Source organism: Streptomyces sp. NPDC016677 (assembly GCF_055562815.1).
On record NZ_JBVHEO010000003.1, the window covers coordinates 543441 to 565616 of the forward strand.

The 22176-nt window shown below is 71.0% G+C and carries 22 protein-coding genes, 1 tRNA gene and 1 riboswitch; of the genes, 11 read left to right on the forward strand and 12 right to left on the reverse strand.

Going from position 1 to position 22176, the window contains the following annotated elements:
• Positions 1 to 178 precede the first annotated feature (178 nt).
• Positions 179 to 252 (forward strand) — tRNA-Met (locus ACZ3IG_RS12225).
• A 114-nt stretch (positions 253 to 366) separates the two neighbouring features.
• Here the strand turns inward: ACZ3IG_RS12225 and ACZ3IG_RS12230 are convergent.
• Positions 367 to 783 (reverse strand): Fur family transcriptional regulator, encoded by a 417-nt coding sequence (locus ACZ3IG_RS12230; protein WP_467431301.1) that lies wholly within the window; start codon positions 781 to 783, stop codon positions 367 to 369.
• A 145-nt stretch (positions 784 to 928) separates the two neighbouring features.
• Between ACZ3IG_RS12230 and ACZ3IG_RS12235 the strand changes: the two genes are divergently transcribed.
• Entirely contained in the window at positions 929 to 2380 is a 1452-nt protein-coding gene (locus ACZ3IG_RS12235) for a catalase (protein ID WP_467431302.1), read from the forward strand.
• Between the two features lie 68 nt (positions 2381 to 2448).
• On the opposite strand, the gene ACZ3IG_RS12240 is transcribed toward ACZ3IG_RS12235, so the two are convergent.
• Positions 2449 to 2835, reverse strand: a complete 387-nt coding sequence (locus ACZ3IG_RS12240) for a CBS domain-containing protein (protein WP_467431304.1) — start codon at positions 2833 to 2835, stop codon at positions 2449 to 2451.
• Between the two features lie 145 nt (positions 2836 to 2980).
• Positions 2981 to 3781: a histidinol-phosphatase gene (hisN, locus tag ACZ3IG_RS12245; RefSeq protein WP_467431305.1), complete on the reverse strand. Its 801-nt coding sequence runs from the start codon at positions 3779 to 3781 to the stop codon at positions 2981 to 2983.
• 158 nt (positions 3782 to 3939) lie between these two features.
• Between hisN and ACZ3IG_RS12250 the strand changes: the two genes are divergently transcribed.
• Complete coding sequence (locus ACZ3IG_RS12250; RefSeq protein ID WP_467431306.1) at positions 3940 to 4560, forward strand: TetR/AcrR family transcriptional regulator; 621 nt, start codon at positions 3940 to 3942, stop codon at positions 4558 to 4560.
• Between the two features lie 21 nt (positions 4561 to 4581).
• Here ACZ3IG_RS12250 and ACZ3IG_RS12255 read toward each other — a convergent pair whose 3' ends face one another.
• The 4 genes from ACZ3IG_RS12255 to ACZ3IG_RS12270 all read right to left on the reverse strand — a co-directional run bounded on the left by ACZ3IG_RS12255 (position 4582) and on the right by ACZ3IG_RS12270 (position 8228).
• Positions 4582 to 4905 carry a DMT family transporter gene (locus ACZ3IG_RS12255; protein ID WP_215168212.1) on the reverse strand — a complete coding sequence of 108 codons (324 nt, stop codon included), beginning with the start codon at positions 4903 to 4905 and terminating at the stop codon, positions 4582 to 4584.
• Positions 4906 to 5033: 128 nt separating this feature from the next.
• Positions 5034 to 6044 (reverse strand): ribosome small subunit-dependent GTPase A, encoded by a 1011-nt coding sequence (rsgA, locus tag ACZ3IG_RS12260; protein WP_467431307.1) that lies wholly within the window; start codon positions 6042 to 6044, stop codon positions 5034 to 5036.
• Between the two features lie 17 nt (positions 6045 to 6061).
• Positions 6062 to 7378, reverse strand: a complete 1317-nt coding sequence (aroA, locus tag ACZ3IG_RS12265; protein WP_467431309.1) for a 3-phosphoshikimate 1-carboxyvinyltransferase — start codon at positions 7376 to 7378, stop codon at positions 6062 to 6064.
• Between the two features lie 136 nt (positions 7379 to 7514).
• Positions 7515 to 8228, reverse strand: a complete 714-nt coding sequence (locus ACZ3IG_RS12270) for a M50 family metallopeptidase (protein ID WP_467431311.1) — start codon at positions 8226 to 8228, stop codon at positions 7515 to 7517.
• 49 nt (positions 8229 to 8277) lie between these two features.
• On the opposite strand from ACZ3IG_RS12270, the gene ACZ3IG_RS12275 reads away from it, so the two are divergent.
• The 8 genes from ACZ3IG_RS12275 (at position 8278) to ACZ3IG_RS12310 (ending at position 15780) form a co-directional block, all read left to right on the forward strand.
• On the forward strand, positions 8278 to 9096 hold the full coding sequence (locus ACZ3IG_RS12275) for an SOS response-associated peptidase (RefSeq protein WP_467431313.1): 819 nt from the start codon (positions 8278 to 8280) through the stop codon (positions 9094 to 9096).
• A 1-nt stretch (position 9097) separates the two neighbouring features.
• A complete protein-coding gene (locus ACZ3IG_RS12280) occupies positions 9098 to 9736 on the forward strand; it encodes an alpha/beta hydrolase family protein (protein ID WP_467431316.1) in 639 nt (212 codons plus the stop codon).
• 257 nt (positions 9737 to 9993) lie between these two features.
• Complete coding sequence (sigR, locus tag ACZ3IG_RS12285) at positions 9994 to 10680, forward strand: RNA polymerase sigma factor SigR (protein WP_215168234.1); 687 nt, start codon at positions 9994 to 9996, stop codon at positions 10678 to 10680.
• A complete protein-coding gene (gene rsrA / locus ACZ3IG_RS12290) occupies positions 10677 to 10988 on the forward strand; it encodes a mycothiol system anti-sigma-R factor (protein ID WP_215168218.1) in 312 nt (103 codons plus the stop codon). Before sigR ends, rsrA begins: the two co-directional genes overlap by 4 nt.
• A gap of 211 nt (positions 10989 to 11199) precedes the next feature.
• Positions 11200 to 12180, forward strand: a complete 981-nt coding sequence (locus tag ACZ3IG_RS12295) for a tetratricopeptide repeat protein (RefSeq protein WP_215168219.1) — start codon at positions 11200 to 11202, stop codon at positions 12178 to 12180.
• Between the two features lie 141 nt (positions 12181 to 12321).
• Positions 12322 to 12972 carry a peptide deformylase gene (gene def / locus ACZ3IG_RS12300; protein WP_215168220.1) on the forward strand — a complete coding sequence of 217 codons (651 nt, stop codon included), beginning with the start codon at positions 12322 to 12324 and terminating at the stop codon, positions 12970 to 12972.
• Between the two features lie 322 nt (positions 12973 to 13294).
• Positions 13295 to 14422 carry an epi-isozizaene synthase gene (cyc1, locus tag ACZ3IG_RS12305; protein ID WP_467431319.1) on the forward strand — a complete coding sequence of 376 codons (1128 nt, stop codon included), beginning with the start codon at positions 13295 to 13297 and terminating at the stop codon, positions 14420 to 14422.
• Positions 14419 to 15780 carry a bifunctional albaflavenone monooxygenase/terpene synthase gene (locus ACZ3IG_RS12310; RefSeq protein WP_467431321.1) on the forward strand — a complete coding sequence of 454 codons (1362 nt, stop codon included), beginning with the start codon at positions 14419 to 14421 and terminating at the stop codon, positions 15778 to 15780. Before cyc1 ends, ACZ3IG_RS12310 begins: the two co-directional genes overlap by 4 nt.
• A 110-nt stretch (positions 15781 to 15890) precedes the next feature.
• On the opposite strand, the gene ACZ3IG_RS12315 is transcribed toward ACZ3IG_RS12310, so the two are convergent.
• The 5 genes from ACZ3IG_RS12315 to ACZ3IG_RS12335 all read right to left on the reverse strand — a co-directional run bounded on the left by ACZ3IG_RS12315 (position 15891) and on the right by ACZ3IG_RS12335 (position 22077).
• Entirely contained in the window at positions 15891 to 16847 is a 957-nt protein-coding gene (locus ACZ3IG_RS12315; protein ID WP_467431670.1) for a ribonucleotide-diphosphate reductase subunit beta, read from the reverse strand.
• A 77-nt stretch (positions 16848 to 16924) separates the two neighbouring features.
• Entirely contained in the window at positions 16925 to 19276 is a 2352-nt protein-coding gene (locus ACZ3IG_RS12320; RefSeq protein ID WP_467431323.1) for a ribonucleoside-diphosphate reductase subunit alpha, read from the reverse strand.
• Positions 19277 to 19398: 122 nt separating this feature from the next.
• Positions 19399 to 19520: riboswitch (cobalamin riboswitch) on the reverse strand.
• Between the two features lie 50 nt (positions 19521 to 19570).
• On the reverse strand, positions 19571 to 20071 hold the full coding sequence (locus ACZ3IG_RS12325; RefSeq protein WP_467431324.1) for a GNAT family N-acetyltransferase: 501 nt from the start codon (positions 20069 to 20071) through the stop codon (positions 19571 to 19573).
• A 132-nt stretch (positions 20072 to 20203) separates the two neighbouring features.
• Positions 20204 to 21814: a monocarboxylate uptake permease MctP gene (gene mctP, locus ACZ3IG_RS12330; protein ID WP_467431326.1), complete on the reverse strand. Its 1611-nt coding sequence runs from the start codon at positions 21812 to 21814 to the stop codon at positions 20204 to 20206.
• Positions 21811 to 22077 (reverse strand): DUF3311 domain-containing protein, encoded by a 267-nt coding sequence (locus tag ACZ3IG_RS12335; RefSeq protein WP_467431327.1) that lies wholly within the window; start codon positions 22075 to 22077, stop codon positions 21811 to 21813. The genes mctP and ACZ3IG_RS12335 overlap by 4 nt, the downstream gene beginning before the upstream one ends.
• Between the last annotated feature and the right edge of the window lie 99 nt (positions 22078 to 22176).

Here is a 22176-nt window from a genome sequence, read left to right on the forward strand (position 1 = left end):
TGGCGCGGTGAAGGGGATGGGGCGTGGGGTGTGCGGCGTGGCGCGGTGAAGGGGATGGGGCGTGGGGTGTGCGGCGTGGCGCGTGGTGAAGCGTGAGGCGCGGGCGTGTGCGCCGTCCGCGTCCACGCCACCCGATTTGCTTCCTTCCGCGACCTTGACGTAATGTTGCATTCATCGCCGCGGGGTGGAGCAGCTCGGTAGCTCGCTGGGCTCATAACCCAGAGGTCGCAGGTTCAAATCCTGTCCCCGCTACTGATCGTCGAGGGTCGGAATCCGAAAGGGTTCCGGCCCTCGACGCGTTTCCCGGGCCGGGCGTACGGACGTGAAAACCCCGGCACCGAACAGGCGCCGGGGGAAGGCGGACGGTCAGGCTGCCGCGCAGTTCGGGCAGATGCCGCGGTAGGTCACCTCGACGTCCGACACCGTGAAGCCGAAGCGCTCCGAGTCGGGGAGGTCGGCCAGCGGGTTGCCCGACGGGTGGACGTCGCGGATCGCGCCGCACTGGGCACAGACCAGGTGGTGGTGGGGCTGGTGGGCGTTCGGGTCGTAGCGCTTGGCGCGCTTGTCCGTCGCGACTTCCAGTACCTCGCCGAGCGTGACCAGCTCACCGAGGGTGTTGTACACGGTGGCTCTGGAGATCTCCGGGAGTTTCGTGACGGCGCGGGCGTGCACCTCGTCGGCCGTCAGGTGGACGTGCTCGCCGTCCAGGACCTCGGCCACCACGCGTCGCTGGGCGGTCATACGCCATCCGCGTCCGCGCAGCCGTTCCAGTAGGTCACTCATGTGAACCAGCCTAACAGCCAGGGGGACAAGATCCCGAACCAGTGTGACTTTGGAGTCTTACTTGACTTAGACATTGTCCATTGTAGGATCGACAGCGGCTTCGGCCAAGGGACAGGAACAGCAAGAAATGGCGCAGGAGGCCCACGTGACTCAGGGACCGCTTACTACGGAGGCCGGCGCTCCGGTCGCCGACAACCAGAACAGCGAGACGGCCGGTGTCGGTGGCCCGGTGCTCGTCCAGGACCAGCTCCTTCTGGAGAAGCTGGCCCACTTCAACCGCGAGCGCATCCCGGAGCGCGTCGTCCACGCCCGTGGCGCCGGCGCCTACGGCACCTTCAAGGTGACCGCGGATGTCACCAAGTACACCCGTGCCGCCTTCCTCTCCGAGGTCGGCAAGGAGACGGAGGTCTTCCTCCGCTTCTCCACCGTGGCCGGCAACCTGGGTGCGGCGGACGCGGTGCGCGACCCGCGCGGCTTCGCGGTGAAGTTCTACACCGAAGAGGGCAACTACGACCTCGTCGGCAACAACACCCCGGTCTTCTTCATCCGGGACGCGATCAAGTTCCCCGACTTCATCCACACCCAGAAGCGCGACCCGTACACGGGCTCGCAGGAGGCGGACAACGTCTTCGACTTCTGGGGCCTGAGCCCGGAGAGCACCCACCAGGTGACCTGGCTGTTCGGCGACCGCGGCATCCCCGCCTCGTACCGCCACATGGACGGCTTCGGTTCGCACACCTACCAGTGGAACAACGAGGCCGGCGAGGCCTTCTGGGTCAAGTACCACTTCAAGACGGACCAGGGCATCAAGAACCTGACCGCCGAGGAGGCCGAGGTCCTCGCGGGCAAGGACCCCGACTCGCACCAGCGCGACCTGCGCGAGGCGATCGAGCGCGGTGACTTCCCGTCCTGGACCGTCGGCGTGCAGATCATGCCGGTAGCCGAGGCGGCGACCTACCGCTTCAACCCGTTCGACCTGACCAAGGTGTGGCCGCACGCGGACTACCCGATCGTCTGGTTCGGCAAGATGGAGCTCAACCGCAACCCGGAGAACATCTTCGCCGAGGTCGAGCAGTCGATCTTCTCCCCGGCGCACTTCGTGCCCGGCATCGGCCCGTCCCCGGACAAGATGCTCCAGGGCCGCCTCTTCGCCTACGGCGACGCCCACCGCTACCGCGTCGGCATCAACGCCGACCACCTGCCGGTGAACCGTCCGCACGCCACCGAGGCGCGCACCCACTCCCGTGACGGCTACCTGTACGACGGCCGCCACAAGGGCGCGAAGAACTACGAGCCGAACAGCTTCGGCGGCCCGTTCCAGACGGACCGCGCGCTGTGGCAGGGCGTGCAGGTCACCGGTGTCACCGGCGAGACCGTGACCCCGGTGCACGCCGAGGACAACGACTTCGTCCAGGCGGGCAACCTGTACCGCCTGATGTCGGAGGACGAGAAGGAGCGCCTGGTCAAGAACCTGGCGAACGCCATCTCCGGGGTCACGCGCGACGACATCGCCGAGCGCGCGATCAACAACTTCCGTCAGGCGGACGGGGACTTCGGCAAGCGGCTGGAGGCCGCGGTCCAGGCCCTGCGCGGCTGACAGCACTGGACCGCTTGTCGTAGCGACGGGCCGGGACCCCTGCGGGGGTTCCGGCCCGTTCCGTCTGTTCAGGCGGGTACGCGGGCCGGTGTCCAGCAGCGGATGATGTCGCGGACCGAGACGATGCCGGCCGGCTCGCCGCGGTCCAGGACGATGAGGTGGCGGAAGCCGCCGCGCGTCATCGCCCGCGCCGCCTCCTCCAGCGTCCAGGACGGCGCGGCGAACACGACGTCGCCGGTGGTGTGGGCGTGGGTGCGCTCGGCGTCCGGGTCCTGGCCCCGGCCGACGGAGACGAGGGTGTCGCGCTCGGTGAGGATGCCGATGCCCTCGGCGTCGGGATCGTGGACGACGGCCGCGCCCACGCGCCGGGCGGCCATCAGGGCGGCGGCCTGGCGCAGCGTGTGGTCGGGGCCGATGGTGAGGACGACCGTGCTCATGGCGTCGCGGACGAGCATGGGCGGAGCCACCTCCTGGTGAGCCACTCCCGTGAACCCATGAGGCAGTTCATGGATTCACAAGTTCACATGGGGGAACCTCAGAGTGGCAGGTAAAGCGAGGGCAAACAAGGGCGCGGCCCGGGCTCCTGCTTCCGCCCCTGGGTCAGCGCCGGCCCTCCAGGTGGCGCAGCAGCTCGTCGTGGAGCAGCCCGTTGGACGCCGCCGCGTTGCCGCTGTGCGGCCCCGGGCGGCCGTCGAGGCCGGTGAAGGTGCCGCCGGCCTCGGTGACGACGATCGCGGGGGCGGCCATGTCCCACAGGGACAGCTCCGGCTCCGCGCACAGGTCGACCGCCCCCTCCGCGACCATCATGTACGGCCAGAAGTCGCCGTACGCGCGCGTGCGCCACACCTTGCGGGTCAGGTCCAGGAAGCCGTCGAGGCGGCCCTGCTCCTCCCAGCCGCTGAGCGAGGAGTACGCGAAGGAGGCGTCGGAGAGCCCGGCCACCTTGGAGACGTGCAGCCGGGAGGCCGAGGTCAGGCTGCGTCCCGTGAAGGCGCCGTGGTCCTTCACCGCCCACCAGCGGCGGCCCAGGGCGGGTGCGGAGACGACGCCGACGACGGGCTGGTAACCCCCCTCGCCCGCCTCCATCAGGGAGATCAGCGTGGCCCAGACCGGGACGCCGCGGACGTAGTTCTTGGTGCCGTCGATCGGGTCGATCACCCAGCGGCGGGGACCGGTGCCCTCCACGCCGTACTCCTCGCCGAGCACCGCGTCCCGCGGGCGGGCCCGCTGGAGGTGGCCGCGCAGCAACTCCTCGGCGGCCTTGTCCGCCTCGCTGACCGGAGTCATGTCCGGCTTGGTCTCGACCTTGAGGTCGAGGGCCTTGAAGCGGTCCATGGTCGTCGCGTCGGCGGCGTCCGCGAGGACGTGGGCCAGGCGGAGGTCGTCCAGGTAGTCGGGCATGCGGCAACCGTATCGGCCGAGGGCTCGGACGGGCCAACAGGCCGCCGGTCCGGCCGGGTGTCCCGGGGTGTCCCGAGGCCGGGCGCGCGGACCCTTGACAGTGCCCGGGGCCGCGTCGAACCTGTGCCGCAGAGCCGCTCGCTCCTGGGGAGGCGACGATGCCCGCAGCGCGGGAGTCCCTGCTCGACGCCGCCGGCGCGGCGCTGGCCCGCCGGCCCTGGTCCGCGGTGCGCATGGTGGACGTGGCCGCCTCGGCCGGGGTGTCCCGGCAGACGCTGTACAACGAGTTCGGCGGCAAGGAGGGGCTCGCGCGGGCGCTGGTGCGCAGGGAGGCGGACGGCTTCCTGGCCGGGGTGGACCGCGCCCTCGCCTGCCCCGGAGACCTTGACGCCCGGCTCACCGCCGCCGCCGAGTGGACCACCGCGGCCGCCCGCCGCAACGCGCTGGTACGGGCCCTGCTCACCGGCTGCTGGGAGGCGCGGCTGCCGTCGCCCGAGCCCGCGCCGGTGACGGTGGCCTCCACCGGCCCGGTCCCGGCCCGGCGCCGGGCGGACGGGCCGCTGCCCTCACCCGGTGATCTCGTGGTGCTGGTGCGCGACCGGGCGGCGGCGACCCTGGCCGGGAGCACCCCCGCGAAGGCCCGGCAAGACGCCGCCGACCTGTCCCGGGTCTGCGAACTCGTCGTCCGGCTCGCCCTGTCCTGCGTCGCCGCGCCGCCGGCCGAGGGCGGGGTGGCCGACCTCGTACGGACGGCGCTACCGCGGCAGTTGACGGCGTGACGGCCCGCCGGGAGCAGGGGGTCAGTGCGAGGAACCCGACAACTGGAGTCCGATGACGCCGAGGATGACCAGGCTGATCGAGACGATCTTCAGGGTCGACACCAGGTCGCCGAGGAAGACCATGCCGTAGATCGCGGTGCCCGCCGCGCCGATGCCGGTCCACACGGCGTAGGCGGGGCCGACGTCGAGCTTCTTCAGGGAGAGGGTCAGCAGGCCGAAGCTGCCCAGCGCGAAGGCGGCGAAGGCGATGGTCGGCCACAGCCGTGTGAAGCCGTGGGACAGCTTCAGACACACGGCGAACCCGGTCTCCAGCAACCCGGCCACTATGACCAGCAGCCACGCCATGTGTCGTCCTCCAGTAGTCCCCGTCGTTGCGTGATCCCCGCCGCCGTGACCGCTTTACCCGTGCTTGGTTCCGGCTTGGATGCGATTATGCACTTACCGGCACCACGCCCCCGCAAACAACCCGAAGGTCAGTCGCCTTCCTTGCGCTCCCGCGTGGCGAGCAGCCGGCGCAGCGAGTACAGCCGCGCCGGGTCCGCGTGGCCCTCGGCCACCCAGGCGTCCAGGGCGCAGTCGGGCTCGTCGTGACCGCACGCGCGCGGACAGCCCTCCGTCCCCGGCTCCAGGTCGGGGAAGGCGTGGATCACGCGCGACGGGTCGACGTGGTTCAGCCCGAACGACCGTACGCCCGGGGTGTCGACGACCCAGCTGTCGGGGGCGGCGAGGGGCAGCGCCAGCGCCGAGGTGGTGGTGTGCCGGCCGCGTCCGGTCACCGCGTTGACGTGACCGGTCGAACGCCGCCGGTCGTCCGGGACCAGCGCGTTGACGAGCGTGGTCTTGCCGACGCCGGAGTGGCCGACGAAGGCGGTGATCTTGCCGGTGAGATGGTCGCGGACCCGGTCGGCGGCGTCGCCGTCCGCCAGTTCCGCACGGCTGGTGACGACGTAGGGGATGTCCAGGGCGCCGTACAGCTCCAGCAGGTCGTCCGGCGGGGCCAGGTCCGACTTGGTCAGCACCAGGAGCGGGGTGAGGCCGCCGTCGAACGCCGCGACCAGGCAGCGGTCGATGAGGCGGGGGCGCGGCTCGGGGTCGGCGAGGGCGGTGACGATGGCGAGCTGGTCGGCGTTGGCGACGACCACCCGCTCGAAGGGGTCGTCGTCGTCCGCGGTGCGGCGCAGCACCGAGGTGCGCTCCTCGATGCGGACGATGCGGGCCAGGGTGTCCTTGGCTCCGGACATGTCGCCGACCAGGGCGACCCGGTCGCCGACCACCGCCGCCTTGCGGCCCAGTTCGCGGGCCTTCATCGCCATGACCGTACGGCCCTCGACGAGGCAGGTCAGCCGCCCTCGGTCGACGGTGAGGACCATGCCCTCGGCGGCGTCCTCGTGCTTGGGGCGGATGTTGGTCCTGGGCCGGGTGTTGCGGCGGCCCGGCCGGGTGCGGATGTCGTCCTCGTCGGTGTGCTTGCCGTAACGGCGCATGGCTTTTCCCGCGTCCCTTACGCCCCGAGCATCCCGGTCCACAGGTCGGGGAAGTCCGGCAGGGTCTTCGCCGTCGTCGCCACGTTCTCGATCGCCACGTCCTTCACCGCCAGGCCGAGGATCGCGCCGGCGGTGGCCATGCGGTGGTCCTCGTAGGTGTGGAAGGTCCCGCCGTGCAGCGGGCGCGGGCGGATGTGCAGGCCGTCGGCGGTCTCGGTGACGTCGCCGCCCAGCTCGTTGATCTCCTTGGTGAGCGCGGCCAGCCGGTCCGTCTCGTGCAGGCGCAGGTGGGCGACGCCGCGCAGGGTCGAGGGGGAGTCGGCGAGGGCGGCGACGGCCGCGATGCCCGGGGTCAGCTCGCCGACCTCGGAGAGGTCCACGTCGATGCCGTGCACGGCACCCGATCCGGTGAAGACCAGGCCGTAGTCGGTCAGTTCGCAGGAGCCGCCCATCTCGGTGAAGATCTCGCGCAGCCGGTCGCCGGGCTGGGTGGTACGGGACGGCCAGTCCGGGATGGTGACCTTGCCGCCGGTCACCAGCGCCGCCGCGAGGAACGGCTGGGCGTTGGACAGATCCGGCTCTACGGTCAGGTCCCGGCCGAGCAGCGCGCCCGGCGTCACCCGCCAGACGTTCGGCTCGCCGCCCGACTCGGGGGTGTCGACCTGGGCGCCGACCGAGCGCAGCATGTCGACGGTCATCCGGATGTGCGGCATCGAGGGCAGCGCGGAGCCCGTGTGCCGGACCTCGACGCCCTGGTTGAACCGGGGGCCGGAGAGCAGCAGCGCGCTGACGAACTGCGACGACGAGGAGGCGTCGATCGCCACCGGGCCGCCCTCCAGGGCACCGCTGCCGTGCACGGTCAGCGGCAGCGCGCCGCGGCCGTCGTCGTCGACGCGGGCGCCGAGGGCGCGCAGCGCGTCGATCACACCGTGCAGCGGACGCTCGTAGGAACGCGGGTCGCCGTCGAAGCGGACCGGGCCGTCGGCGAGGGTGGCGACGGGGGGCAGGAAGCGCATCACGGTGCCGGCGTTGCCGACGTCGACGGTGGCCGGGCCGCGCAGGCCCGCCGGGATGACCCGCCAGAACTCTCCGGTGCCGTCCGGTCCGACGCCCTCCTCGATGCCCACGCCCAGCTCCCGCAGCGCGCCCGCCATCAGCAGGGTGTCCCGGGAGCGCAGCGGACGGCGCAGCCAGCCGGGCTCGGAGGCGAGGGCGGCGAGCACCAGGGCGCGGTTGGTGACCGATTTGGACCCGGGCACGTGGACGGTCGCGTCGACGGCTCCGCTCGCGTGCGGGGCGGGCCAGAGGGCGGTGTGCGCGGGGTTCAGCGTCATGGGGCCCACTTTAGTGGCTGAGAGCGACCGGAGATCTTGATCAAAAGTGGCGAAACCAGACCGAAACACCGTCATGGTAGGTGCCATGCATATATGCATCCGGTCTCACCGCGTCACCGGTACGTCCGGTGCCGCCTCACAGCTCCAGCAGCCAGCGGCCCCCGCCGAGCAGCGAGCACAGCGACACCATATGGAACAGGAAGAACCACACCCCGGCCGGGGCGTGGGTGAGCCGGGCCAACTGGTCCGCGTCCGAGTCCCCGGCACCGCCCCGGGACCGCTTCGCCTGGAGTTCGAACGCCGGGCGCACCCCGCCGAGCAGCAGGAACCACACCGCCGCGTACGCGAACGCCGCCTGCACCTGCGGACCGGCCAGCCACGACACCACGACGAAGAGCCCGCCGGTGACGACCACGGTCAGCGCCCCGTAGGCGTTGCGGATCATCACCAGCAGGGCCAGCAGCAGCGCGGTCGCCAGCCACAGCAGCAGCGTGACGCGCCCCGCGCCCAGCAGCGCGGCGCCGCCCAGGCCCAGCAACGAGGGAGCGGTGTAGCCGGCCGCCGCGGTCAGGATCATGCCGAGCCCGGTCGGCTTGCCGCGGCTGACGGTGAGGCCGCTGGTGTCCGAGTGCAGGCGGATGCCGGTGAGCTGCCGGCCGGTGAGCAGCGCCACCAGCCCGTGCCCGCCCTCGTGCGCGATGGTGATGGCGTTGCGCGCTGTCCGCCAGGGCCGGCGCGGCACGACGACCACCAGCGCGGCGACCAGGGTGGCGATCACCACCCACAGGCCGGGGTCGGGCTGGGTACCGGTGATCTCGTCCCAGAGCGAGGTGGCTGTGGTGCTGTCCATGTGCGGTGAGGGCCCCTCCGGTCCGGTGGAATCTGGCAGTGTTGCACGTATGTGCGGACGGTATGCGGCGAGTCGTGGACCCGAGGATCTCGCAGGAGTCTTTGAGATCGAGAAGTGGGAGCCGGAGGAGACGAACCTGGAGCCCGATTACAACGTGGCCCCTACGAAGGAGGTCTACGCCGTCCTCGACCGCCCCCTCAAAGACGCCGCCGGCCCCCGGCCGGTTCGCCAGTTGCGGAAGCTGCGGTGGGGGCTGGTCCCCTCCTGGTCCAAGACGCCCGAGGGCGCCGCCCGGATGATCAACGCCCGCGCGGAGACCGTGCACGAGAAGCCGTCCTTCCGCCGCGCCTTCGCCACCCGCCGCTGCGTCCTGCCCGCCGACGGCTACTACGAGTGGGTCACCGGCAAGCAGGAGCGGGACCTGGAGGTCGAGGGCAAGAAGAAGCGGCCGCGCAAGCAGCCCTACTTCGTGACCCCGGCCGACGGGTCCGTCTTCGCGATGGCCGGGCTCTACGAGTTCTGGCGGGACCGCACGCTGCCGGACGACCACCCGTCGGCCTGGTGGGTGACCTGCTCGGTGATCACCACGGAGGCCGAGACGGCCCCGCTGGCCGTCGCGCCCGCCGAGGGCCCGCACGCGCTCGCCGAGATCCACCCCCGGATGCCGCTGATGCTGACCCCGGACCGCTGGGACGCCTGGCTCGACCCGGCCCGCACCGATCCCGGCGACCTGCGCGCGCTGCTGGCCCCGCCGCCCGAGGGCCTGATGCGCGCCTACCCGGTCACCACCGCCGTCAGCAACGTCCGCAACAACGGCCCGGAGCTGCTGAAGGAGCTGGAGGGACCTGAGGAGGGCACACTCTTCTGATGTGAACCACGCACCGCAGGAGACCGTCGAGACGGACGCGGGGACCGCCCGCGTCACCTGGCACCACGCGCCGAAGGCCCGGCTGGTCCTCGCCCTGGGCCACGGCGCCGGCGGCGGCGTCGAGGCCCGCGACCTGGTGGCCCTGGCCGCCGCCCTGCCCGCGCACGGCGTGAGCGTCGCCCTCGTCGAGCAGCCCTGGCGGGTGGCCGGCAAGAAGCTGGCGCCCGCGCCGAGGACCCTGGACACCGGCTGGCGGGGCCTGTGGCCCGCGCTCACCGCCCCCGGACGGCCGGTGATCGCCGGGGGCCGCAGCGCCGGCGCCCGCGTCGCCTGCCGTACCGCAGCGGGACTGGGCGCCCGCGCGGTCCTCGCGCTCGGCTTCCCGCTGCACCCGCCGGGCAAGCCGGAGAAGTCCCGCGCCGGCGAACTGCTCGGCGTCGGCGTGCCCACCCTCGTCGTGCAGGGCGGCACCGACCCGTTCGGCAGGCCGGCCGAGTTCCCGGACGGCCCGTACGAACTGACCGAGGTCCCCTACGGCGATCACGGCTTCGCCGTCCCCAAGCGGGCCCCGCTCACCCAGGACGAGGCGCTCGCGGTGATCACGGACGCGGTCGTGAAGTGGACCGGCTCACTGGAGTGAACTCAAGGGAATGACCGGCGGCCGGCGGCTGTTGTGAGGGTCGTACGTGCTGGTGCCCCAGCACCGCAGCCGTAGGAGAGGAAGTCCGCCGCATGGGTTCGACCTTCTGCCCCGCCCGGAGCAGCCGCCCCGACCTGGAGTGGTCGGTGCTGCACGCGGCGAAGACCGCCCCCGTCCGGGCGGCGGGCGGACCGGGAAGTCGTCTATCCTCCGATTCGAGCGGGACCGGATTCGGTTCCGTGACGGCATTGGAGGAGGTGGGTCCGGTCACCGGTACCGACGCAGGGACCGACAACGGCCAGGCGGAGCAGCCCGAGGGCCGGGGTGGTGCGAGCACGGAGACGACCGCCGAGCGCAGCGCGCGCTTCGAGCGGGACGCGCTCGAGTTCCTCGACCAGATGTACTCGGCCGCGCTGCGCATGACGCGCAACCCGGCCGACGCGGAGGACCTGGTGCAGGAGACGTACGCCAAGGCGTACGCGTCCTTCCACCAGTTCCGCGAGGGCACCAACCTCAAGGCATGGCTCTACCGGATCCTCACCAACACCTTCATCAACTCGTACCGCAAGAAGCAGCGCGAACCTCAGCGCAGCGCGGCCGAGGAGATCGAGGACTGGCAGCTCGCCCGCGCCGAGTCGCACATGTCGACCGGTCTGCGCTCCGCCGAGTCGCAGGCGCTCGACCACCTGCCCGACTCGGACGTGAAGTCGGCGCTCCAGGCGATCCCCGAGGAATTCCGCATCGCCGTGTATCTGGCGGATGTCGAGGGCTTTGCCTACAAGGAGATCGCGGACATCATGGGGACACCCATCGGGACCGTGATGTCACGGCTGCACCGTGGGCGCCGCCAGCTGCGCGGCATGCTGGAGGACTACGCCCGTGACCGCGGACTGGTCCCGGCCGGCGCCGGAGAGTCGAACGAAGCGAAAGGCTCGGGGTCATGAGCTGCGGAGAGCCGCACGAGACGGATTGCAGCGAAATCCTCGATCATCTCTACGAGTTCCTCGACAAAGAGATGCCGGACACGGAGTGCACCAAGTTCGAGACGCACTTCGAGGAATGCTCGCCGTGCCTGGAGAAGTACGGCCTGGAGCAGGCCGTGAAGAAGCTGGTCAAGCGGTGCTGCGGGCAGGACGACGTCCCGGGTGACCTGCGCTCCAAGGTGATGGGACGGATCGAGCTGATCCGGTCCGGGGAGTCCGTCCCCGAGCACGACGTGGCGGTCGCACGGCCCCAGGAGCAGGAAACCTGATCGACGCGACGCATCACTCGATCGAGTAAAGCGGCGGGACATGGCGAGGTCGCTCGCCGTGTCCCGCCGCGGTCTTACCTCCCGCGCGGCTGGGTAACCCATGGGTAATGAGCGCCTCTCCAGCCGTACGTGGTTTGATGCGCAGGAGAGGGTGTCCGGGGGGCGGAAAAGGCACAGCCAGCCCACAGAACGGAACTGGCAGGCGGGAATCGTGAGGATCTTCGGCAAGGGACGGCACCGGCCCTCCGCCTCCTGGCGGCAGGCCACCGACCGCGCGTTCACCCTGATCGGTGACGGCAGGTACGAGGACGCGGGGGCGCTGCTGACGCGGGCCGCCGACCTGGAGCCGTGGCTGTCGGAGTCGTGGTTCAACCTCGCCCTGCTGCACAAGTTCCGGCACGACTGGGAGCAGGCCCGCACGGCGGGGCTCAGGGCCGTCGCCCTCCTGGACCGGGACGCCGGGGCTCCCGACTGGTGGAACGTCGGCATCGCCGCGACCGCCCTGCAGGACTGGCCGCTGGCCCGCCGGGCCTGGCAGGCGTACGGACTGCGGCTCCCCGGCGACGCGACCGACGCGGGTGAACCGCTCGGCATGGAGCTGGGCAGCGCCGCCGTACGGCTCTCTCCCGAGGGCGAGGCCGAGGTGGTGTGGGGGCGGCGGCTGGACCCCGCCCGCATCGAGGTGCTGTCGATCCCGCTGCCGTCGTCAGGGCGGCGCTGGGGCGAGGTCGTGCTGCACGACGGCGTCCCGCACGGCGAGCGGACCACCGCCGCCGGGCACGCCTATCCCGTCTTCGACGAGATCGAGCTGTGGGCGCCGTCGCCCGTGCCGACCTGGGTGGTGCTCCTGGAGGCGGCCACCGAGGCCGACCGGGACGCGCTGGAGCAGCTCGCCGCCGACGCGGGCTTCGCGGCCGAGGACTGGTCGTCGTCGGTGCGGCTGCTGTGCCGGATGTGCTCGGAGTCCCGGATGCCGTCCGACGAGGGCGACGGGGAGCACCTCGACCCGCACGATCACAGTGAGCCGGGGCACCCGGGGCCGCTGGGGCACCGGACCGACGGGCAGCTCTGGGTTCCCGAGCGGGAGTGCGGCGTCGCGGCGCCCGCGTCTCTGGTGCGGGGGTTGCTGGACGGGTGGGTGGCGGACAGTCCTGACTCCCGGGACTGGCGGGATCTTGAGGAAGTCTGTTAGGCGCGGCGCCGTCGTGGCTTGTCGCGCCCGCGCGGCGGAGCTGCATACGGACACAGTCCCGCGCCCCTTTCGGGGCGCGTTTCCCTTTACCCTGTATCGAGCATCGAACCCGGGTTTCACTGAGGAAGGCGTACGTCCGTCATGGCGCAGCAGGACACCGATCAGCAGCACGTGGGCGTGCTTCCCGTGGATGACGAGGGGTACGTCGTCGACACGGAGGACTGCGAGGAGCGCGAGGCCGCCTGGCGGGAGCGCGGGACCTCGCGGCCGATCACGGTGGTCGGGAACCCGGTGCTGCACAAGGAGTGCCGGGACGTCACCGACTTCGGCGAGGAGTTCCAGCAGCTGGTCGCGGACATGTTCGCCAGCCAGCGCACCGCCGAGGGCGTCGGCCTCGCCGCCAACCAGATCGGTGTCGACCTCAAGGTCTTCGTCTACGACTGCCCCGACGACGAGGGCGTCCGGCACGTCGGTGTCGTCTGCAACCCCGAGCTGGTGGAGCTGCCCGCCGAGCGGCGCCGCCTGGACGACAGCAACGAGGGGTGCCTGTCGGTGCCGACCGCGTACGCGCCGCTGGCCCGCCCCGACTACGCCGAGGTGACCGGGCAGGACGAGAAGGGCAACCCGGTCAAGGTGCGCGGCACCGGCTACTTCGCACGGTGTTTGCAGCACGAGACCGACCACCTGTACGGGTACCTGTACATCGACCGGCTGTCCAAGCGGGAGCGCAAGGACGCGCTGCGGCAGATGGCCGAGAACGAGCCGCGCTACCCCGTGGTCGCGAACGACTGAAACGGACCACCATCCGTCCCAGTCCGCTCGTCCGAGCCTTCCGATCCTTCTGATCCCTCCGGTTCTCGCGAACCTTCCGGATCTGTCGGACCTTTCGAACGGCGTCTGTTCGGGAACATCCCCCGGAACAGGCGCCGTTCGCGCGCGTGTTCCCCGAAAGCCGCCACACACCAGGAGAATTCCGGCGTCGCGGGTGGCGAATGAGGCAAATCCGTTCCCAACCCGGTCAGTTCTAGGGCTGAATGGTAGTGCGGTGATACGCAAGGGCGCGCGCTCGGCATGCGGGAGGCGCGCGCCTCCGGCGGCTGAGAGGGGCCAGTTCGTGCTTGCTTTCCCAACCGGCACCACATCGACACCGACCGAGGTGGCGGTCCCACCCTCGCTCTCCCTTCCCCTGGTCGAAGCGGCATTTCCCCGACGCCTTCACGAGTATTGGCCAAAGCTTCAGGAGAACACCCGCGGATGGCTCCTGGAAAAGCGGCTGATGCCCGCGGACAAGGTCGCGGAATATGCCGATGGCCTGTGCTACACCGACCTCATGGCCGGGTACTACCTGGGGGCGCCGGACGAGGTGCTCCAGGCGATAGCGGACTACAGCGCCTGGTTCTTCGTCTGGGACGACCGGCACGACCGCGACATCGTCCACGGGCGCGCGCCCGCCTGGCGGCGGCTGCGCGACCGGCTGCACACGGCACTCGACACCCCCCGGGACCACCTGCGCCACCAGGACGCTCTGGTGGCCGGGTTCGCGGACAGCGTGGCGCGGCTGTACTCGTTCCTGCCGGGGACGTGGAACGCCCGGTTCGCCCGGCACTTCCACGCGGTGATCGACGCCTACGACCGCGAGTTCGACAACCGGACGCACGGCGTGGTGCCGCGCGTCGACGCGTACCTGGCACTGCGCCGGCTCACCTTCGCGCACTGGATCTGGACGGACCTGCTGGAGCCGAGCGCGGGCCTCGAACTCCCGGACACCGTGCGGAAACACCCGGCATACCGGCGGGCGGCGCTGCTGAGCCAGGAATTCGCCGCCTGGTACAACGACCTTTGCTCATTGCCGAAGGAATTGGCCGGAGCCGAGGTGCACAATCTCGGAATCAGTCTCGTCATCCATGAAGGGCTGACCCTCGAAGAGGCGATGACGGAACTGAGGCGGCGCGTGCGGGAATGCGTCGTGGAATTCATCGCGGCCGAGCGGGACGCGCTGCGGTTCGCCGACGGACTCGCCGACGGGACCGTACGCGGAAAAGAACTCAGTAATGCCGTGCACGCCTGTGTGGGCAATATGCGGAACTGGTTCAGTTCCGTCTACTGGTTCCACCACGAATCCGGCCGGTACGCCGTCGACAGCTGGGACGACCGGTCCACGCCCCCGTACGTCACCAACGGGGACGTCCACGGCGCGGACGTCCGCGCAGGCGTCCTCGACACAGCGGCAGGTGAGGCATGACCGTCGAGTCAGTGAACCCCCGCGCCACGGCGGCGACCGAGCCGCCCCTGGCCGGCGGCGGCCTGCCGCTGCTCGGCCACGGCCTGAAGCTCGTCCGGGACCCGCTGGCCTTCATGGACCAGCTCCGCGACCACGGCGACGTGGTCCGCATCCGCCTCGGCCCCAAGACGGTGTACGCGGTCACCGCCCCGCACCTCACCGGAGCCCTGGCGCTCAGTCCCGACTACGTCATCGCCGGCCCGCTCTGGGAATCCCTGGAGAGCCTGCTCGGCAAGGAGGGGGTGGCCACCGCCAACGGCCCGGTGCACCGGCGTCAGCGGCGCACCATCCAGCCCGCGTTCCGGCTCGACGCGATCCCCGCCTACGGGCCGGTCATGGCCGAGGAGGCGTACGCGCTGGTGCGGCGCTGGAGTTCCGGCCAGGTCCTCGACATCACCTCGGAGTCCTTCCGGGTGGCCGTCCGGATTTCCGCCCGCTGCCTGATGCGCGGCACCTACATGGATGACCGTGCCGAACGGATATGCACCGACCTCGCCACCCTCTTCAGCGGCATGTACCAGCGTATGGTCGTCCCCCTCGGGCCGCTTTACCGGATACCCGTGCCGAGCAACCGTGAATTCAACCGGGCGTTGGCCGATCTGCATCTGCTGGTGGACGAGATCGTCGCCGACCGCCGGGCCGGTGGTCAGAAACCGGACGATTTGCTGACGGCTTTGCTGGACGCGACGGACGAGAATGGCGAGCCCATCGGGGAACAGGAGATCCACGACCAGGTCATCGCGATCCTGACCCCCGGCAGCGAAACCGTCGGCTCCGTGCTCATGTCGCTGCTCCTGGTGCTCACCGACCATCCGGAGCTGGGCGACAGGATCCGCGAGGAGGTGGAGGGCGTCGTCGGTGACCGCCCGGTCGCCTTCGAGGACGTCCGGCAGCTGACGCACACCGCCAACGTGGTCCTGGAGACCATGCGGCTGTATCCCGCCGTGTGGATCCTGACCCGCCGCACGGTGGCCGAGACCGAGCTGGGCGGATACCGCATCCCGGCCGGGGCGGACGTCATCTACAGCCCCTACGCGGTCCAGCGCGACCGGCGCTCCTTCGAGCGGCACGCGGAGTTCGACCCCGACCGGTGGCTTCCCGGGCGGGCCGGGGAGGTGCCCAAGTACGCGATGGCCCCGTTCAGCGTGGGCAACCGCAAGTGCCCCAGCGATCACTTCTCCATGGCCGAGCTGACGCTGGTCACCGCCGTGATCGCCGCCGCCTTCCGGTTCGAGCACGCGCCGGGGTCGGACACCCGGCCCCGGATCGGCATCACGCTGCGGCCGCGCCGGCTGCGGCTGCGGGCGCTGCCCCGCTGACGGACGCGGCGCGCACGTCCAGGCGGCCCGAGGCTCCCTGGACGTGCGCAGGCGGGTGTGCGGGGCGGTGCTCCGTACCGGGGTGAACCGGTGGCGGTGGGCCGGAGGGCTCAGAAGTCCTCGTCCAGGTCGACGGAACCCTCCACCGCCACCTGGTACGCCGACGGGCGCCGCTCGAAGAAGTTGGTCAGCTCCTGGACCCCCTGCAGCTCCATGAAGGAGAAGGGGTTCTGGGAGCCGTACACCGGGGCGAAGCCGAGGCGGGCGAGCCGCTGGTCGGCGACGCACTCCAGGTACTGCCGCATGGAGTCGGTGTTCATCCCCGCCAGGCCGTCACCGCACAGGTCGCGCGCGAACCGCAGCTCGGCCTCGACGGCCTCCCGCAGCATGTCGGTGACCTGGTGGCGGAGGTCGTCGTCGAAGAGGCCGGGTTCCTCCCGGCGGACGGTGTCGACCACGTCGAAGGCGAAGGACATGTGCATGGTCTCGTCGCGGAACACCCAGTTGGTGCCGGTGGCCAGGCCGTGCAGCAGGCCCCGGCCGCGGAACCAGTAGACGTAGGCGAAGGCCCCGTAGAAGAACAGGCCCTCGATGCAGGCGGCGAAGCAGATGAGGTTGAGGAGGAAACGGCGGCGGTCGGACTTGGTCTCCAAGCGGTCGATCGACTCCACCGAGTCGATCCACTTGAAGCAGAACTCGGCCTTCTCGCGGATCGAGGGGATGTTCTCGACGGCCGCGAAGGCGGCGGCCCGGTCGTCCGGGTCGGGGAGGTAGGTGTCCAGCAGGGTCAGGTAGAACTGGACGTGCACGGCCTCCTCGAAGAGCTGGCGGGAGAGGTAGAGCCGGGCCTCGGGGGAGTTGATGTGCTGGTAGAGGGTCAGGACGAGGTTGTTCGCCACGATCGAGTCGCCGGTGGCGAAGAAGGCGACCAGGCGGCCGATCAGGTGCCGCTCGGCGGGGGTGAGCCTGGCGAGGTCGGCCACGTCCGAGTGGAGGTCGACCTCCTCCACGGTCCAGGTGTTCTTGATGGCGTCCCGGTAGCGCTCGTAGAAGCCGGGGTAGCGCATGGGGCGCAGGGTCAGCTCGAAGCCGGGGTCGAGCAGGTTCTTGGCCTGGTTCTCGGTCTGGTTCTTCGTATCGGTCTTCACTGGCAGGCCTCGCAGGACCCGGGGTTCTCCAGGGAGCAGGCGGCGGCCGCCTGTGCTGGTGCTTGTGCGGCGCGGGCGATGCGGGTCGCCGGGCGGGAGCGCAGGTAGTACGTGGTCTTCAGGCCCCGCTTCCAGGCGTAGGCGTACATCGAGGAGAGCTTGCCGATGGTCGGGGTCTGGAGGAACAGGTTCAGGGACTGGCCCTGGTCGAGGTACGGGGTGCGGGCGGCGGCCAGGTCGATCAGGGCGCGCTGCGGGAGTTCCCAGGCGGTGCGGTAGAGGCGGCGGACGTCCTCGGGGAGCCGGTCGAGGTCCTGGACCGAGCCGTTCGCCTCGCGCAGGGCCTCGCGGGTGCGGGCGTCCCAGGCGCCGAGCCGCTTGAGGTCGGCCACCAGGTAGGAGTTGACCTGGAGGAACTCGCCGGACAGCGTCTCGCGTTTGAACAGGTTGGACACCTGCGGCTCGACGCACTCGTGGACGCCCGCGATCGAGGCGATGGTGGCGGTCGGGGCGATGGCGAGGAGCAGGGCGTTGCGCAGCCCGGTGCGGGCGACGCGCTCGCGCAGGGCGGTCCAGCGGTCGGGCCAGGCCGGCTCCACGTCGTAGTGGTCGGGGTGCAGGACCCCGCGTGCGGTACGGGTCTTCTCCCAGGCGGGCAGCGGGCCGGCGCGCTCGGCGAGGTCCGCGGAGGTCTCGTACGCGGCCAGCATGATCCGCTCGGCGATACGGGTGGACAGAGTCTTGGCCTCGGGGGAGTCGAAGGGCAGGCGGAGCGTGAAGAAGACGTCCTGGAGGCCCATCACGCCGAGGCCGACGGGGCGCCAGCGGCTGTTGGAGCGGGCCGCCTGCCCGGTCGGGTAGTAGTTGATGTCGACGACTCGGTCCAGGAAGGTGACGGCGGTGCGGACGGCCGCGTCCAGGCGGTCCCAGTCCATCGCCCCGCCGGTCACGAAGGCGGCCAGGTTGAGGGAGCCCAGGTTGCACACCGCCGTCTCCCCGTCGTCCGTGACCTCCAGGATCTCCGTGCAGAGGTTGGAGGAGTGGATGACGTGGCCCGGTTCGGCGGTCTGGTTGGCGGTGCGGTTGGCGGTGTCCTTGAAGGCCATCCAGCCGTTGCCGGTCTGCGCGAGGGTGCGCATCATACGGCCGTACAGCTCGCGGGCGGGGAGCGTCCTGCGGGCCAGGCCCTTCGCCTCGGCCGCGCGGTAGGCCGCGTCGAACTCCTCGCCGTGGAGGTCGGGCAGCTCCGGGACGTCGGCGGGGGAGAAGAGGGACCAGTCCGCGTCCGCCTCGACGCGGCGCATGAACTCGTCCGGGACCCAGTGCGCCAGGTTCAGGTTGTGGGTGCGGCGGGCGTCCTCGCCGGTGTTGTCCCGCAGTTCGAGGAACTCCTCGATGTCCGCGTGCCAGGTCTCCAGGTAGACCGCCGCCGCTCCCTTGCGCCGGCCGCCCTGGTTGACGGCGGCGACCGAGGCGTCGAGCGTCTTGAGGAACGGGACGATGCCGTTCGAGTGCCCGTTGGTGCCGCGGATCAGCGAACCCCGGGCGCGGATGCGGGAGTAGGCGATGCCGATGCCGCCGGCGTGCTTGGAGAGGCGGGCGACCTGGAGGTAGCGCTCGTAGATCGAGTCCAGCTCGTCCCTGGGGGAGTCCAGGAGGTAGCAGGACGACATCTGGGGGTGCCGGGTGCCGGAGTTGAAGAGGGTGGGGGAGGAGGGGAGGTAGTCGAGGCGGCTCATCAGGCCGTAGAGCGCGGCCACGTCGGCGACGGACCCGGGGGTGTCGTCGTCGGCGAGGCCGGCGGCGACGCGGAGCAGGAAGTGCTGCGGGGTCTCGATCACCTTGCGGGTGTGCGGGTGCCGGAGCAGATAGCGGCTGTGCAGGGTGCGCAGACCGAAGTAGCCGAAGCGGTCGTCGGCGGCGGGGTCGGGCATTCCGTCCAGGCGGTCCGCGTGCCGGCGTACGAAGTCGGCCGTACGGTCGGCGACCAGGCCCTCGCGGTGGCCGGTGGCGACGGACTCGGTGAAGGTGGTCACGCCCTGGGAGGCGGCCTCGGCGCGCAGCGTGAGCGTCAGCAGCCGGGCGGCCAGCCGCGAGTACGCCGGGTCCTCGGAGATCAGGCCGGCCGCGGCCTCCGTGGCCAGTTCCCGCAGCTCCGCCTCGTCGGCCCGCGCGGACCGGCCGCGCAGCGCGGCGGCGGCGACCCGGCCGGGGTCGGCGTCGGGGAGGTCGGCGGTCAGTTCGGTCAGGGTCCGCAGCAGCGCGGCACCGGGCCTGTCCTCGGGCACCGGGGGCGTTGCCGGAGCGGGGCCGGCCGGTGATACCGGGTCGGCTGGCGCGATGGTCATGGGGAGCACTCCCTCGCTCGGCACGGGGCCTTGCGGAGGGCAGGGGGCAGCTCACGAGCGCGCGCGGCGTCGCGTCCACCGGCCCATTCCACGAGGCCCGGACGTCAGGCGCCCGGGCCGGACGGCCGGGCGCACTGTCGGCAGGTACTCGGACTGGACAGGCGTGCGGACACGCGAGTACACCGTTGCGGGACAGTTCCGGATTCGCACCGGATTCCCCTGCGGCGACAGCGAGCATGAGCATACATGTTGTGCCGCGAGAGGAAAGCGACCCCAGATGTAGTGTCTGTCGAGTCAGAGGGACAGCTCGTACGTGAGGAGCGTGATGTCGTCCGGCTCCGGGTTCCAGTCGCGGTCCGGGGTGCGGACGAAGCCGAGGCGTTCGTAGACGCGGTGGGCCGCGCGCATGGTCCTCTGCGTGGACAGGACCAGGCGTTCGCAGCCGTCGACGCCGCGGGCGCGATCGACGCAGGCGCGGACGAGGGCCTCGCCTACGCCGCGGCCGCGGGCCGCGTGGGCCACCGCGAGCATGCGTATCTCGGCCTCTCCCCCGCGGGCGAGCTCGGCCATGGGGCCGCCGGACGGCACGAGGGTGACTCCGCCGAGGACGGCGTCGTCCTTCACGGCTGCCAGTACCTCCGCGGCGGCGGCGCGTTTCGCCACGTCGCGGAGTTCTTCGAGGTAGGCGTCGGATGCGCTGAAGTCGAGGAGGCCGTCGTGGAGGTAGGCGGTGGCGGTGATCTCTCCGAGAGCGGGGTATTCGGTGGGGTGGGCTGGGCGGATACGGAAGTCCATGCGGGGAGTGTGCACGACTGCGGGCCGCCGGTGTGGGTCTTTTCGGCGGCCCGCCGGGGGTGTGTCCGGTTGCCCGCGCCCGCACGGCGGGGCCGCATGTCGATACAGCCCCGCGCTCCTCAGGGGCGCGTCTCAGTGCGCGGAGCCGGCCGTCGCCGGCGGCAGCTCCACCTCCACGCCCGGGTCGCCCGCGTCCGCCGTGTAGTCCTCCGGGCGGGTCTGGTCGATGCCGTCGGGGGCCTTGGCCGCGCGGAGGACGAAGGTCAGGACGACCGTCACCAGCGCGTTGAGCACGAACGCCGTCAGACCGATGTACCCGATCTCCCCGATGCCCGGGATCTCCTTCGACGAGCCGCCGAAGTGCGCCTGCGTCGGCGAGGAGACGCCGTACGCCGCGAGCGTGCCGTAGACCATGCCGACCGCCCAGCCGGCGAGCAGCGCCCAGCGGTGGAACCAGCGCGTGAACAGGCCGCCGACCAGCGCCGGGAAGGTCTGCAGGATCCAGATGCCGCCCAGGAGCTGGAAGTTGATCGCGACCGTCTTGTCCATGCCGAGCACGAAGACCAGCGCGCCCACCTTCACCAGCAGCGACACCAGCTTGGAGACCTTGGTCTCCTGTTCCGGCGTGGCGTCGGGCTTGATGAAGTCCTTGTAGATGTTGCGGGTGAAGAGGTTGGCCGCCGCGATCGACATGATGGCCGCCGGGACCAGCGCGCCGATGCCGATCGCCGCGAAGGCCACGCCCGCGAACCAGTCCGGGAACATGTCCTCGAAGAGCTGCGGGATGGCGAGCTGGCCGTTGCTCACCTTGATGCCGGCCGCGATCGCCATGAAGCCCAGCAGGGCCAGCAGCCCCAGCATCAGGGAGTACAGCGGCAGGATCGTGGTGTTGCGGCGGATCACCTCACGGCTGCGCGAGGACAGCGTCGCGGTGATCGAGTGCGGGTACATGAACAGCGCCAGCGCCGAGCCGAGGGCCAGGGTGGCGTACGTCCACTGGCCGGTGTCGGGCGGGGTCACGCCGCCCGCGCCCGCCGCCTCGAACTTGTCACCGGCCGCGGCGAAGATGTCGTCGAAGCCGCCCAGCTTGATCGGGATGTAGATGATGGCGACCGCGATCACGAGGTAGATCAGCGTGTCCTTTACGAACGCGATCAGCGCGGGCGCCCGCAGCCCGGACGAGTACGTGTACGCCGCGAGCACGCCGAAGGCGATCAGCAGGGGCAGGTCCTTGATGAACCAGTTGGTGTCCTCACCGCCGCCGACGCCCATCACGTCCAGCACGGCCTGGATGCCGACCAGCTGGAGGGCGATGTACGGCATGGTGGCCAGGATGCCGGTGACGGCGACCGCCAGCGACAGTCCCTTCGAGCCGAACCGGCCGCGCACGAAGTCCGAGGTCGTCACGTACCCGTGCTTGTGCGAGACCGACCACAGGCGGGGCAGGAAGGTGAAGATCAACGGGTAGACCAGGATCGTGTACGGCACCGCGAAGAAGCCGGAGGCGCCCGCCGCGTAGATCGCCGCCGGGACGGCGACGAAGGTGTACGCCGTGTAGAGGTCGCCGCCCAGCAGGAACCAGGTGATCCAGGTGCCGAACGAGCGTCCGCCCAGGCCCCATTCGTCGAGGCTGGCCTCGTTCTCGGCCCGGCGCCAGCGCGCGGCCAGGAAGCCCATCGCGGTGACCAGGACGAAGAAGAAGATGAAGACGGCGAGTGCCACGCCGTTGACGCCGTCGTTCACTTGCCCGCACCCCCCTCGGGAGCGCGCCGGGCCCGCTGGTCCCGCTGCCACAGTTTGTACGCGATCATCGTCAGCGCCGTCGAGATCAGCACCCAGGCCATCTGGTACCAGTAGAAGAACGGGATGCCGATGAACGCCGGGTCGGTCTTCGCGTACGACCCGACCCAGAGCATGGCCACGAACGGTGCGACCAGGCAGAGGCCGATGACCACGCGCACCGGCGTCACCACCGGCCCCGAACTCGTTCCTGAGGCTTGCGACATGCGGCGGCTCCGTCCCCTAGGTGGTCAGCCCTGTAATGCGGAGGCAATCTAGGTGACGGTTACACGACAGCGGAAGACCCCGTCCGTATATCGGTCCCC